We start from the raw sequence: 13,116 nt of genomic DNA, 5'->3' as shown, positions 1-13,116 counted from the left end.
GCCGGGAACCTGAAGGTGAGCTGAAGGTGGCGACCGGGGTACGGCGGGACGCGGGGTGCTGGTGGGAGGATAGGCGGATGGCGGCGAGGGTCCTGGTGGTCGAGGACGCGGAGGCGATCAGGACCGCGGTGGGGATCGCGCTGGAGGAGGCGGGATGCGCCGTCCTGACCAGGGGTGACGGTGACACGATCGAGAAGGACCTGGCGGAGTTCCAGCCTGATCTGGTGCTGCTGGATGTGATGCTGCCGGGGCGGGACGGGTTCGCCTTGCTGGAGATCGTGCGGCAGACCTCGAACGCGGGGATCGTGCTGCTGACCGCTCGGGACGCCGTCGAGGACCGGTTGCACGGGTTGCGGACCGGCGCGGACGACTACGTGGTCAAGCCGTTCGTTCTCGCCGAACTGATCGCCCGGGTCGAGGCCGTACTGCGACGCATGGGCCGGCTACGGACGGTTCTCGAGGTCGACGACCTGGTGATCGACGTGGAGGCCAGCGCGGTGACGCGGGCGGGCAAGCCGATCGAGTTGACCGCCACCGAGTTGAAGTTGCTGACGTTCCTCGCCGGGCGGCGGGACAAGGTGGCCGGCAAGGCGCAGATCCTGGCCGCGGTCTGGGGCTACGACGACTACGCGGCCAACCTGGTCGAGGTCCACGTCAGCGCCCTGCGCCGCAAGCTCGGCAGCCCTCAGCTCCTGCACACCGTCCGCGGCGCCGGCTACATCCTCCGCACTCCTGAGGACAACAGCGAGGCAGAGCAGACGCTGTGAGCGGGTTGCGGACGGTGTCGTTGCGGCGACGGGTGACGGTCACGGCGCTGGTGGTGCTGCTGCTCGTGCTGCCCATCACCGGGCTGGCGGTGAAGGCGATCTTCGACGCGCAGGCCGAGCGCAACCTGAACACCCTGCTCAACGGCCGCGCCCAGCTCGCCCAGCAACTCGCGCGGCAGAACGTCCAGCCGGCCAACCTGGTACGCCGGATCGATGCCGACGGCATCCGGGTGACTCTCATCCTGCGCAACGGACAGCAACTGGGCGCACCGGCCGTCGAACCGAGCGGTGAGATCCGCCAGGTGAAGACCACCCTCGTGGGCGGCCAGAGAACCCGCGGAGCAACTCTCCTGCTCTCCGCCGACACCTCCCTGCTCGACGGCGCAAGCCGAACCCTGCAACGGGTTCTGCTCCTCTCCGGCGCTGCCGCCCTCCTGATCACCGCGCTCGCGCTCATTCTCGGCATGCGCTTCGCCCTCGCCCCGCTTGACGCGATGACCTCCCTCGCGCGATCGATCGCCGCCGGTCGAAGAGGCGGCCGTCTGCAGCCGACCCGCCCCGACACCGAACTCGGCCGCACCGCCGCGGCCTTCGACGAGATGCTCGACTCCCTCGAAGGCGCCGAACGCACGGCCCGAGGCTCGGAGGCACACCTCCGCCAGTTCGTCGCCGATGCCGCCCACGAACTCCGTACCCCGGTCACCGGCCTCCAGGCCGCGGCGGAAACCCTGGTCCAGCTCGGCCCGGACGGCCCCGCGGAACGCCGCGAGGAGCTGGAACTCCTGCTGGTCAGGGAATCCCGCCGAGCCGGCGCCCTGGTCGCCGACCTGCTCGAGCTCGCCCGGATCGACGCCGGCCTCGTACTGCGTCGCCGGCCCGTCCGGCTGAAGGACCTTGCCAAGGCCCAGGCCGACCGCCTCCGACTGGTAGCCCCCGGCCATACCGTCCAGCTCAGCGGAGCGGACGTCGAGATCGCCGTCGACCCCGACCGCGTCACCCAGATCCTCGCGAACCTGGTCGACAACGCCCGCAACGCGACCGGCGACAGCGGTCTTGTCCAGCTCCACGTCGCCGCCACTCCGGACCACGCCGAGATCGTTGTCCATGACAACGGCCCGGGAGTCCCGCCGGCGGACCGGGAGCGGATCTTCCAGCGCCTGGTGCACGGCAACCGCAGCCGAGGATCCGGTCTCGGCCTGACCATCGCAAGGGGTTTTGCCCGAGCCCACGGCGGCGACCTCGTCTGCCTCGACAAGGGGCCGGGAGCAACCTTCCTGCTGACGCTCCCGTTCAGACCTTGAGCAATCCGTCGACGCTGCCCTTGTGCCCGTCGAGGATCTGCCCGGCATCCGCATCCAGCACGTCCCGCAACACCGTGGCGTAGACATCACGGAAGTCGGTCGTCGCCTTCAGATCACCGTTGGACAAGTCGGTCAGGCTCGGTTGCTCGCCGTAGAACCCGCCCTGCACCTTGTCCCCGATGACGAACAGCGGCCCAGCCGTGCCGTGATCCGTCCCGTCACTCCCGTTCGCGCTCACCCGCCGCCCGAACTCGGAGTACACGACAACGATCACCTGCCGACCACGATCGCTCTTTCGCAGCCGCTGCACGAACGGCGTCAACGCACCATCGAGCTCCGTCAGTAACCGCTGCTGGGTGCCACGTTCATCCGCATGCGTGTCGAACCCGCCGAGCGACACCGAGTAGGCCCGGGTCGGAACACCCGCCTCGACCAGTCCGGCGACCAGTTCCAGCTGAGCACCCAGCTGCGACCCACCACCGGCGGAAGCACCCTTGGTCCGCTGCTCGTCCTCGTCGTCTTCCTTCTCCGGCTGGTCGTGGACCGCGCCGCCGAGCACCTTCACCGCGTTCTGCAGATCCTGCAGCGACTTCGCGGCCTGCGCCTGCCAATGCTCCTCACCGGAACTCGGCTGGCCCAAGGCGGCGAACGCAGTACCGACCTTGCCCGCGGGCAGCTTCAGACCGCGGACGGGTAGTGACGCTGCCGCCGTCGTTGCCCCTGCCAACAAGGGCGGCAGCGTCGGCTCGACCGACACCGCGTGCAGCGGATCCGCCCCGGCGGCATCGAGCCAGCGTCCGAGCCAACCGGTGGGCACGGGCGTCTTGGGCGACGCGGTCTGCCAGATCGCCATCGAGCGGAAGTGGCTGCGATCCGGTTCCGGGTAGCCGACTCCGCGCACGATCGCGAGCGATTTGTCGTCCCAGAACCCCTTCAGCCCTTTCAGACCCGGATTGAACCCGAGCCCTTCACCCAGATCCAGCACCTCGTTCGCCTCGTAGGCGAGGTCCGGCCGCGCCTTCTGGTACGCCGGATCGGCCGCGGGGACCACCGTGTTCAGCCCGTCGTTGCCACCGTACAGCGTGACCACCACGAGCACCGAATCCTCACTGCTCAAGGGATTCTGCACGGCGGCGCTCATCAGGTCGGACCAGCTCACCTGGGTCGCTCCGACCGCGAGCGCGCCGGCCGCGGTGACTCCGCTCATGGTGAGGAACCGGCGTCGGGTCAGGTTGTCCATGATTCTCCTCAACCGCTCACTACGTATTCGGGCGCGCAGGCCGCGACGGCGGTCAACTGCGCGGGATCTGTCAGTCCGGCCAGCGCATCCTTCGTCCGCGACGACCAGGCGTCGACACCGAGCAGCACCCGTACTCCGTCGACGCGCGCGCTGGACTTCTGCAACTGCCCGAGCTCGGCCTTCCTGGCCAGTAGCTGAGCGAGTCGCAGCCGGGTCACGCCGGCCGAGGTGGTCAGCCAGCTCGCGCCGGAGGGCCAGCCGCCGACGCTCGGTGGACGCAGCGGCAACTGCCCCATGCCACGGAGTGCGGCGAGCAGCATCACCCGGGTCTTGTCGTCGAGCTTGGCCGGCTGGATACCGAGGGCCCGCATCAGTCCGACCGCCCACTCCACCGGCTGCTTCACCAGGGCCGACGCACTGTCCCGGAATGCTGCCTCGGCGACCATCGCCTTCAGCACCGCGCCGATGTCGCGCTTGCTCCCGTACGCCGCGACGAGGCGTCGGACCGTCTCGGCAGAAGGCGGCGTCGACGAGACCAGCCGGAACCAGAGCCGCCCGATCACGAACTCCGCGGACTCGGGCTTCGCCAGCGCCAGGTCGACGAACTCCTTCGCGCCGAACTCGCCGGACTTCCCGAGGATCGTCTTGTCGCCGGAGTCATGCCGCGCGGGGACGAACACAGCCTTCGCCGAGGTCCGGCGTACGGTCCAACCGGTGAGGGCACGGGCACCTTCGAAGACGTCGACCTCGGAGTAGTGGCCGATGCCGAGGGTGAAGAGCTCGAGGAATTCGCGGGCCAGGTTCTCATTGGGCGAGCCCTCGCGGTTGTCGTTGCCGTCCAGCCAGCGGATCATCGCCGCGTCGACGACGAGCGCCTGGGCGAGATCGGTGAAGCTGCCGCGGGCGTGGGTCCGGAAGGTCTGGTTCTGCGCGAGCATCAACGGCGCGCTGCGGACCTTCTGGTTGCTGGTGGCGAAATGCCCGTGCCAGAACCAGGTCAGTCGCTCGGTCGCGCGGTCGGAGGCGACCATCCGGTCGAGCCACCAACCGATCAGCTTCGCCTCCTGGGCGGCCCGTGCCTTGTTGGCCGCCTTCTTCGCGGCCCGGTCGGCCGCGGTCTTGTCCTGGTCGGCGCCGTTCTCGTCGGCGCCCTTCTGCTTGGCGCCCTTCCTGGGGGCCTTCGTGGGCTGAGGCGGTGTCAGGACAGGCGGCGGAGTGGTCGCGGCGTCGGCCGCAGTACTGAGCCGCCGCGCGAGCGTCGCCTCGAACCCGGCGTCCAGCTCTCCCGGCGCGGGCCCGAAGCCCAGCCGGTCACACAACCGCCGGACGGCACTACGTTCACTGATCTCACCCATGCCCCCGATCCTGTCCAGCCCTCCCCGCGGTCACCACCATCCGACCCCGATCTTCAGCCAACCCACAGCCGTCCTCGGCGGCTCGTATGCTCGAACCGTCACACCGATGTGAGGGAAGCTGGAGGGGAACGGATGCGGATCGGCGAACTGTCGGAGCGGACCGACACCCCGCGGCGGCTGCTGCGGTACTACGAGGAGCAGGGCCTGATCGTCTCCGAACGCTGCACCAACGGCTACCGCAGCTACAGCGAAGCGACAGTGGACCGGGTGCTGCAGGTACGCGGACTGCTCGATGCCGGGCTGCCGACGCGCATCATCAAGCAGATCCTGCCCTGCCTGGACAAGCCACGGGCGATCCATTTCCCCGACGCGACGCCCGAGATGATCGCGACTCTCGAACGCGAGCGCGACCGAATGACCGCGCGGATCGACTGCCTGGCCCGCAACCGCGACGCCGTCGCCGACTACCTGGACGCCGTCATCAGCCTTCGCGACAGCGGCGCGGGTGGTTCGAGTTCAGACCTTGGCGGGCAAGGCGAGCTTCGCGAGCGCATTGACGAGCGGAGCTAGTTCGGGCAGCTCCGAGGCCGTGTCGAGCGCCCCGGTCAGTACTGCGTCATGCGTCGGCTGGGCCTGGTCGAGCAGGTCGCGGCCGGCCTTGGTGACCTCCGTGTAGATGCCGCGGCGGTCGGTCGGGCACAGGTACCGCTGCAGCAGTTGACGGTCCTCCAGGCGGTTTACCAGCCGGGTCGTCGCGGACTGGCTGAGCACCACCGCGTTCGACAACTGGTTCATCCGCAGGTGGTAGTCGTCCTGGCGGGCGAGCACGTCGAGCACGCTGTACTCGCTGACGGACAGCCCGTGCTGCTTCTGCAGCGCGCGCTCCAGCTCGTCCTCGATCCGGGCGTGGAGTGCCGCCAGCGTGCGCCAACCCTGGGCCCGCGCCTCAGCGGCGTCATCCGGTAGTCCCACAACTCCTCCTCAAGGCCTCGCTTGAACTTTATCGTTGCATGAGGCAGCATGGCGCTCGTGCAATAGTCGGCGTGTGCAACTATCGCGGACGCCGGTAACAGTCACAAGACTATCTTCGAGGAGAAATCCAGCCATGCCCGCTGCGTTGCTCGCGCTGGCCATCGGTGCGTTCGGGATCGGCACCACCGAGTTCGTCATCATGGGCCTGCTGCCGGAGGTCGCCGACGACTTCGGTGTCAGCATCCCCTCCGCCGGCCTGCTGATCTCCGGCTACGCCCTCGGCGTGGTCGTCGGCGCCCCGCTGCTGACCGCGATCGGCTCGAAGATCTCCCGCAAGACCGTGCTGATCTCGCTGATGGCGGTCTTCATCGCCGGCAACCTGATCTCCGCCCTGGCCCCCTCGTACGGCGTACTGATGACCGGGCGGATCGTGGCGGCGCTGTCGCACGGCGCGTTCTTCGGGGTCGGCTCGGTGGTCGCCGCGTCTCTGGTGCCGAAGGCGAAGCAGGCGAGTGCGATCGCGCTGATGTTCACCGGGCTGACCGTGGCGAACGTGTTCGGCGTTCCGGGCGGCACCGCGCTGGGCCAGCAGTTCGGGTGGCGTTCGACCTTCTGGGCAGTCACCGTGCTTGGCGTGATCGGCCTGCTCGGCATCGTCTTTCTGGTGCCCCGGCAGAACACCGCCGAGGGTCCCGGGCTGCGCAGCGAACTGGCGGTGTTCCGCAACCTGCAGGTCTGGCTGGCGTTGGCGATGACCGCGCTCGGCTTCGCCGGGGTGTTCGCCTCGTTCACCTATATCGCGCCGATGATGACCGAGGTGGCCGGCTTCTCGTCCGGGGCTGTCACCTGGTTGCTGGTGTTGTTCGGTGGTGGCCTGGTCGTGGGCAACCTGCTGGGCGGCAAGGCGGCCGACCGCTCGTTGATGCCCAGCCTGTACGCGATCCTCGCGCTGCTGGCCGCAGTACTGGTGGCCTTTGTCTTCACCGCCCACGGACAGGTGTCGTCGGCGGTCACGATCGCGCTGTTCGGTGCGGCCGGGTTCGCGACCGTGGCGCCGCTACAGAAGCGGGTGATGGACAAGGCCGCGGGCGCTCCGGCGTTGGCCTCCGCCGCGAACATCGCCGCCTTCAACCTCGGCAACGCGGTCGGCGCCTACTTCGGTGGGCTCACCATCGAGCACGGCCTCGGCTACACCGCGCCCAACTGGGTCGGCGCCGCCCTCGCCGCCTCCGGCCTCGCGGTCGCGCTGACCTCCGGCCTGCTGGACCGCCGTCGCCGCGCCGCCCTCACCGCCGAACCCGCTCTCACTACTGTCTGAAGGAAAACCTGATGATCCCCACCGTGAGGTTCGCGCGACCGGCGTCTCCAACTTCGAGCCGTCCCATCTGGACCACCTGGCGTCGACGTCGTCGGTAGACCCCGCCGTCAACCAGGTCGAGTTCCACCCGTACCTGGTCCAGCCCGAAGTACGGGCCTACGGCAACGACCACGGCATCGCCACCGAGGCTTGGAGCCCCCTGGCCAAGGGCGGCTCGCTACACCCCTCCCGAATCCGCGAGAACCCGGCCGGCTGCAGGTGGGGTGGCGGCCGGGCCAGGTGGGCGCGGCTGGCGGGTTCCACGGCGGCTGGCGGCTTGTAAGGCGTTAGCGGGCGAACGACCCGTCATCGGGAGGCCGGTCGCGGGCCGGGAGCCGATGGGGCGCGGTTGAGGCGGCACCTTGTGCACCGGGTGAGCGTTCGATCCGCCCGGGCCTGCTCAGGTGGTGCACAAAGTGCCGGTGGGGGGCCACCGGCGGCCTCAGGGCACAGGAGCCCCGGGCCTTGTCGCCACACCACCCGACCAGCACCATCACGCAGCCCGGAGACGCAACCACCCGAGCCCGTGCCGGTGTAACCGCCCGATCCGTGCCGGTGCAGCACCTTCGCCGATGCGGTTGCAGGACCTTCGATTCAAAGTTCCGACGGCTAGCCCCCGCGAGACCAGGGGCCGGTCCCATGGGGGCAGGCCCCTACCGCTGCCGACAAGTTCGGTGACTTCCGGGATTCGGGGGCCGGCGAAGGCGCCAGGACTGGTGCTCTCAGGCGACAGGCTTGGCGATGACTACGGCGTTGCTCAGGTAGGCGGTGCCGTCCCAGTCCTCGCAGGTGACCAGCACCAGCCGACCGGGCACGGTCTGGTCGAACAGCCGGGCGGCCTCCTTGGCCAGCGTCTTCTTGCGGTACACCTTCACGCCCACCACGGTGTACGCGATGCTGCCCTTGCCCGTGGTCACCTTGACCGCGTCCCCGGCCTTCAGCTGGTCGAGGTCGTCGAAGGCGCCGCCACCGGTGTGCACTGTGTGCCCGGTGATGATCGCCGAGCCCTTGGCCGCTCCAGGCCGGGCGCCGGCGGACCACCATCCCACCAGCCGCGGGTTGGACGGCGGGATGAGCGCACCCTTACGAACGCGGATCGGCAAGATCCTGGCGGACACGCCCAATCGCGGTACCGACACCCGGATGGGACTTCCGGAGGCGGCGGGCTTTTGGGTGTTGGTCGCCTTCGGCTTGGCCGGCGACTTGGAAGTCTCCGGCGGCACGGCGGTGGGAGTACCAGCCGTTGCGGCCGGTGATCCGGATGCCTTGGACAGTGCAGGACTTGCCGCCGCGAGCGGCTGGGATGGGCCTTGATCGGCGGCCGATGGGTCGCCTCTGAACTCGAGGTAGCCGCCGATCAGGACCAGAACGGCGCCCGCCACCAGGGCCGCCCTGGTCCACCGAGGTGAACCAGAGCGATCCGGGTGACGACGCTTACCGAACATCTCAGGCAGTGTGCTGACCGCGACGCAGCCGCGCCTTCAGGACACCACCGAACAACAGCAGACCACCGAGAATCAGCAGCCCCGCACCCCAGGTGCTCTGGTGGCTGGTGCTCGCCGAGGCGGTGAGGACCGTCTCCTTACCTGCCTGACCCGCGTCAACGGCGGTCGGGACCACCGGAGCGCTGGTGCTGGGTGTGCTCGACGGCGCCACGGTCGGAGTCTCCGAAGGGGTTTCGGACGGCGACTCGCTCGGGGTCTCCGAAGGCGTCACGGTCGGAGTTTCCGAAGAGGTCTCGCTCGGCGTCTCCGACGGAGTCTCCGAAGGCGTCTCGGAGGGGGTCTCGGACGGAGTTTCGCTCGGGGTCTCCGAAGGCGTCTCGGACGGCGTCTCGCTCGGGGTCTCCGAAGGCGTCTCGGACGGCGTCTCGGACGGGGTCTCCGAAGGCGTCTCCGACGGAGTCTCGCTCGGAGTTTCCGAAGGCGTCTCGCTCGGCGTCTCGGACGGGGTCTCCGAAGGCGTCTCGGACGGAGTCTCCGACGGAGTCTCGCTAGGCGTCTCGCTCGGGGTCTCCGAAGGCGTCTCCGACGGCGTCTCGCTCGGCGTCTCGGACGGCGTCTCCGAAGGCGTCTCGGACGGGGTCTCCGAAGGCGTCTCGCTCGGCGTCTGCGACGGCGACGGGGTCGGCGTCGACTTCTCGCCGAAGCAGAAGTTGACGTGGCTCAGGCCGTAGAACTTGTCGTTGCTCGAGTTGACCGGAGGGTGCAGTGACGCGCCGGCCTGCACGCCGCCAGGGCTGTAGTCGTAGAAGTTCGCGGCCGGGCCGCCCTTCACGATGACACCCAGCACGGACCCGCCGGTGGCGACGAAGTCCACCACCGTGCCGCCGGTCTGGTCGCCGGCGTGGTCGGGATCATCGACGGCGAGGGTCCGCGTCGACATGGTCACCGAGAACGCCCCATTGGACTCGGTCCCCGCGTTCGGCGGATCGAACTTCACCTCGATCGAGCCGGGAATCACGTCTTCACACGTCGGGTTGCCGTCGATGATGGCGCCGTCGGCGGAGGCCGACGGGGCCATCAGCACCGTCACACCTCCGAGTGCAAGGACGAGAGCACCTGCTCCGCCGAGGATGGTCGCGCCGCGCGTGCCGGCAGCCTTCGTCAGGGCATCACGAAATCGTGTGGCCCGCGATACGTCGTTCACAAGAATTTCCCCACTGCTCAAGCCGTCCGGTGGACAGGCGATTTTGCGGCCGACCTTGATGTCCGGTGACCCGATGTCGGCAACAGTCGATCCCCCTTGCCGACATCGTGAACGGATGCCGTGGTGTTACAGCCGACTCGGACCAGCCTGCTGGGGACAACCGCTTGAACGCAAGCCGAACGGCCGCGACTCGCCGAAAGTCTGACATAACAACTTGGAATCGCCTGCGGACATGCGCGTGCAGTAGTTGACCGAAGCAAGAAGTGACAGTCACTACCGTCTGAGTCAGGCCTGCAGAAACACTCCGTACTGCGCTAAAACGCTGTATTACTTAGTGAAACGACGTATCCGCTAGGATCAGCCGGTGGCACGAGCGGCGAACGACAAGACGGTGCTGGGATCGGTCTGGCTGCGCGAGGAACCGGAGCGGACCCGGGCACCACTGAGCAGGGAAGACATCGTCGAGACCGCGATCAAGGTGCTTGACCGCGACGGACTCGAACAGCTGTCGATGCGGCGAATGGCGGTAGAGCTCGGGACTGCCGCGACGTCCGCGCTGTACTGGCGGATCGCGAACAAGAACGACCTGCTCGAGCTGGCAGTCGACGCCGTGATCGGTGGGGCGCTGGTCGAGACGGATGAGGGAGATTGGCGGGATCAGCTCACAGCGCTCGCGCAAGCGGCGTACGGAGTACTGGCTGATCATCCGTGGGCGCCGCAGTTGCTGGCCAGTCACGCGGGGCTCGGGCCGAACTATCAGGCCTATACCGAGCGCGTGCTGGGAGTGCTCAACTCAGCAGGCTTCAAGGGCGTGCACCTGGACGCAGCCGTCTCGGCGGTCATCCACTACGTCGTGGGTGCCGCGGTGACGGATGCTGCTTGGACCGCGACCGTACGCCGGAGCGCGCTGACTGAGCGAGATTGGCCCACGGCTGCCGGGGATCAGCTCGGCGTGGAGCCGGACACGCTCGCCGCCTACCTGAGCCGCGACGACCTCGCCGGACCGGCGGCCCGCTTCCAGTCCGGCCTCCGCGCCATCCTCATCGGCCTCCGCCCCCGCCAGCTCCGCTGATCCCGCCTGGGCGAGTCGGCGGTGAAGGCGGGACCTCCGCTGGACCGATCAGAGGTCGGCGAAGGCTGAGGTGGGCGACTCGAAGGCGTCGGCGACGAAGCGGAGGAAGCCCGCGGCCACGCCACCGTCGCAGACCCGGTGGTCGAAGACGAGCGACAGCTGGGTGAGCTTGCGGATCGCGAGTTCGCCGTCGACCACCCAGGGGCGATCGATGATCCGGCCAACGCCGAGGATCGCGACCTGCGGGTGGTTGATGATCGCCGCGCTGCCGTCGACCCCGAAGCTGCCGTAGTTGTTCAGCGTGAACGTGCCGCAGGACAGCTCGTTCGCGGTCAGGCGCCCCTCCCGCGCCGATCCCGTCAGCCGCCGGATCTCCGCGTCGAGGCCTCGCGTGGTCAGCGCGTGCGCCCCGACGACAGCCGGTACGACGAGTCCGCGCTCGGTCTGAGCCGCCAGCCCGAGGTTGATCCCGTCGTACTGCACGAGCTCCTCGCGCTCGGTGTCGACGAAACCGTTCAGTTCCGGGTACTTCTGCAGCCCGGCCACCACGAACCGCGCCATCAGCGCGAGCAGTCCCGGACCAGGATCCGAGGATGTGCGCAACGACTCCCGCAGCTCGACCAGCGCCGTGGCGTCCACGTCCACCCAGGTCGTCGCCTCGGGAATCTCCGCCCGGCTCCGGCTCAACGTCGCCGCGACAGCCTTCCGGAACCCACTCATCGGAATCCGCCGCAACTCCGGCAACCCAGTCCGCGAGTCAGCCGAGGCGGCCGGAGTCTGCGCGGCGAGAGCCTGGAGGGCGGGCGTCTGCACGGTTGAGGGTGATCCGGCGCCTCGGGCAAGCGCTGCCTCCGGGCGAGCGCCCGCGATGGCGGCTTCGACGTCGCGGCGGATGATCAGGCCGCCGGCGCCGGAACCACTCACCTCGCGCAGATCCACCTTCGCGTCGCGAGCCATCCGGCGTACCAATGGAGAGATGACCAGCGGAACCGACGACGCGACCGCCTCGGCGACCACCGCAGTACGGGGCTTGCGACGCCGTCCGTTGCGCGCGCCGTCGGAGGTTCCATAGCCGATCAGGACGTTCCCCGAGCCGGCTTGTTCCTCCTTGCGATACGCCTCGGCCGCCTCGTCCTCTTCGCGAACCCCCTCGGCCGCGGTGTCCTCGCCAACAGCAGGCACGCCGATCGTGATCAGCGGTTTCCCCACGTCGACCATGCTGCCCTCCGCGCCGTGCAGTTCGGCCACCACACCGGCGTACGGAGAAGGCACCTCGACGATCGACTTCGCTGTCTCGACCTCGGCGACCGGCGCGTCCACCACCACGACGTCGCCCACGGCCACCAGCCAGCGGACGATCTCAGCCTCGGTCAGCCCTTCCCCGAGGTCAGGCAGCAGGAAGGTCTGCGCGGTCGTCACGAGTCCTCCCACTGCAGGTCGTCCACCGCGTCGAGGATGCGATCCACGCCCGGCAGTTGGTGCCGCTCCAGCTTCGGCGGCGGGTACGGGATGTCGAACCCGGTGACCCGCCGGATCGGCGCGGCCAATGAGTGGAAGCACCGTTCGGTGACCCGGGCAACGATCTCGGACGACACGCTCGCGAACCCACTCGCCTCGGCCACGACGACAGCCCGCCCAGTACTGCGGACCGCCGCGCACACCTTCTCGTCGTCGAACGGCACGATCGAGCGCAGATCGACAACCTGCAACTGGCGTCCTTCGGCAGCGGCGGCGTCGGCGGCCTCCAGCGCGATCGGCACCGACGGGCCGTAGGCGATCAGCGTCGCGTCACGGCCTTCCCGGCGTACGACGGCCTTCCCGATGCCTGGCTGCTCGGTGGTGAGGTCGACCTCCTCCTTGGCCCAGTAGAGCTTCTTCGGCTCCATGAAGATCACCGGGTCGGGGAACTCGATTGCCTTGCGCAACAAGGTGTACGCGTCCGCCACGGTGGCCGGCGCGACCACAGTCAGCCCGGGCGTGTGCGCGTAGTAGCTCTCGGACGAATCGCAATGGTGCTCGACCCCGCCGATGCCACCGGCGTACGGCATCCGGATCACCATCGGCAGGGTGACCTTGCCGCGGGTGCGGTTCCGCATCTTGGCGACGTGGGAGACGACCTGCTCGAAGGCCGGGTAGCCGAAGGCGTCGAACTGCATCTCGACGACCGGGCGCATCCCGTTCATCGCGAGCCCGACCGCCATGCCGACGATGCCGGACTCGGCCAGCGGGGTGTCGAAGCACCGGTCCTCGCCGAACTCCGCGGTCAGGCCGTCGGTGATCCGGAAGACCCCGCCGAGCGCGCCGACGTCCTCACCGAACATCAGGACGGTGTCGTCGGCCCGCATCGCGTCCCGCAGCGCGTGGTTCAGCGCCTGGGCCATGGTGAGCTTCTGGTGCGTCATC

13 protein-coding genes are annotated in these 13,116 nt (G+C 68.9%); 6 read left to right on the top strand and 7 right to left on the bottom strand.

Features of this window, described 5'->3' with window-relative positions; genetic code table 11:
• The first annotated feature begins 77 nt into the window (after positions 1 to 77).
• Positions 78 to 767: a response regulator transcription factor gene (locus EV648_RS01420; protein ID WP_132284224.1), complete on the top strand. Its 690-nt coding sequence runs from the start codon at positions 78 to 80 to the stop codon at positions 765 to 767.
• On the top strand, positions 764 to 2,068 hold the full coding sequence (locus EV648_RS01415; protein ID WP_241994803.1) for a HAMP domain-containing sensor histidine kinase: 1,305 nt from the start codon (positions 764 to 766) through the stop codon (positions 2,066 to 2,068). The genes EV648_RS01420 and EV648_RS01415 overlap by 4 nt, the downstream gene beginning before the upstream one ends.
• Here the strand turns inward: EV648_RS01415 and EV648_RS01410 are convergent.
• Together EV648_RS01410 and EV648_RS01405 are read right to left on the bottom strand one after the other, a co-directional pair.
• On the bottom strand, positions 2,058 to 3,308 hold the full coding sequence (locus tag EV648_RS01410) for a DUF1501 domain-containing protein (protein ID WP_132284222.1): 1,251 nt from the start codon (positions 3,306 to 3,308) through the stop codon (positions 2,058 to 2,060). The genes EV648_RS01415 and EV648_RS01410 overlap by 11 nt on opposite strands.
• An 8-nt stretch (positions 3,309 to 3,316) precedes the next feature.
• Complete coding sequence (locus EV648_RS01405) at positions 3,317 to 4,663, bottom strand: DUF1800 family protein (protein ID WP_132284220.1); 1,347 nt, start codon at positions 4,661 to 4,663, stop codon at positions 3,317 to 3,319.
• A 132-nt stretch (positions 4,664 to 4,795) separates the two neighbouring features.
• On the opposite strand from EV648_RS01405, the gene EV648_RS01400 reads away from it, so the two are divergent.
• Complete coding sequence (locus EV648_RS01400; RefSeq protein WP_132284218.1) at positions 4,796 to 5,233, top strand: MerR family transcriptional regulator; 438 nt, start codon at positions 4,796 to 4,798, stop codon at positions 5,231 to 5,233.
• Here EV648_RS01400 and EV648_RS01395 read toward each other — a convergent pair.
• Positions 5,180 to 5,635 carry a MarR family winged helix-turn-helix transcriptional regulator gene (locus EV648_RS01395; protein WP_132284216.1) on the bottom strand — a complete coding sequence of 152 codons (456 nt, stop codon included), beginning with the start codon at positions 5,633 to 5,635 and terminating at the stop codon, positions 5,180 to 5,182. The two genes, EV648_RS01400 and EV648_RS01395, sit on opposite strands and share 54 nt — an antisense overlap.
• A 133-nt stretch (positions 5,636 to 5,768) precedes the next feature.
• Between EV648_RS01395 and EV648_RS01390 the strand changes: the two genes are divergently transcribed.
• Together EV648_RS01390 and EV648_RS01385 are read left to right on the top strand one after the other, a co-directional pair.
• A complete protein-coding gene (locus tag EV648_RS01390) occupies positions 5,769 to 6,953 on the top strand; it encodes an MFS transporter (protein ID WP_132284214.1) in 1,185 nt (394 codons plus the stop codon).
• Positions 6,946 to 7,275, top strand: coding sequence for an aldo/keto reductase (locus EV648_RS01385; protein ID WP_132285028.1), 330 nt, complete (start codon positions 6,946 to 6,948; stop codon positions 7,273 to 7,275). The genes EV648_RS01390 and EV648_RS01385 overlap by 8 nt, the downstream gene beginning before the upstream one ends.
• A gap of 439 nt (positions 7,276 to 7,714) precedes the next feature.
• Here EV648_RS01385 and EV648_RS01380 read toward each other — a convergent pair whose 3' ends face one another.
• Both EV648_RS01380 and EV648_RS01375 read right to left on the bottom strand, forming a co-directional pair.
• The gene (locus tag EV648_RS01380) at positions 7,715 to 8,131 is read right to left on the bottom strand and encodes a class F sortase (protein WP_199234407.1); all 417 of its coding nucleotides are present in this window, start codon (positions 8,129 to 8,131) and stop codon (positions 7,715 to 7,717) included.
• A gap of 307 nt (positions 8,132 to 8,438) precedes the next feature.
• Positions 8,439 to 9,641, bottom strand: coding sequence for a hypothetical protein (locus tag EV648_RS01375; RefSeq protein WP_132284212.1), 1,203 nt, complete (start codon positions 9,639 to 9,641; stop codon positions 8,439 to 8,441).
• A 364-nt stretch (positions 9,642 to 10,005) separates the two neighbouring features.
• Between EV648_RS01375 and EV648_RS01370 the strand changes: the two genes are divergently transcribed.
• Positions 10,006 to 10,713, top strand: a complete 708-nt coding sequence (locus tag EV648_RS01370; protein WP_132284210.1) for a TetR/AcrR family transcriptional regulator — start codon at positions 10,006 to 10,008, stop codon at positions 10,711 to 10,713.
• A 48-nt stretch (positions 10,714 to 10,761) separates the two neighbouring features.
• On the opposite strand, the gene EV648_RS01365 is transcribed toward EV648_RS01370, so the two are convergent.
• The gene (locus EV648_RS01365) at positions 10,762 to 12,132 is read right to left on the bottom strand and encodes a dihydrolipoamide acetyltransferase family protein (RefSeq protein ID WP_132284208.1); all 1,371 of its coding nucleotides are present in this window, start codon (positions 12,130 to 12,132) and stop codon (positions 10,762 to 10,764) included.
• On the bottom strand, positions 12,129 to 13,115 hold the full coding sequence (locus EV648_RS01360; protein WP_132284206.1) for an alpha-ketoacid dehydrogenase subunit beta: 987 nt from the start codon (positions 13,113 to 13,115) through the stop codon (positions 12,129 to 12,131). Before EV648_RS01360 ends, EV648_RS01365 begins: the two co-directional genes overlap by 4 nt.
• Between the last annotated feature and the right edge of the window lies 1 nt (position 13,116).

Origin of the sequence: Kribbella sp. VKM Ac-2568 (assembly GCF_004345365.1) — a bacterium.
Taxonomy (GTDB): domain Bacteria; phylum Actinomycetota; class Actinomycetes; order Propionibacteriales; family Kribbellaceae; genus Kribbella; species Kribbella orskensis.
This window is presented reverse-complemented; position numbering and strand designations above follow the sequence as displayed.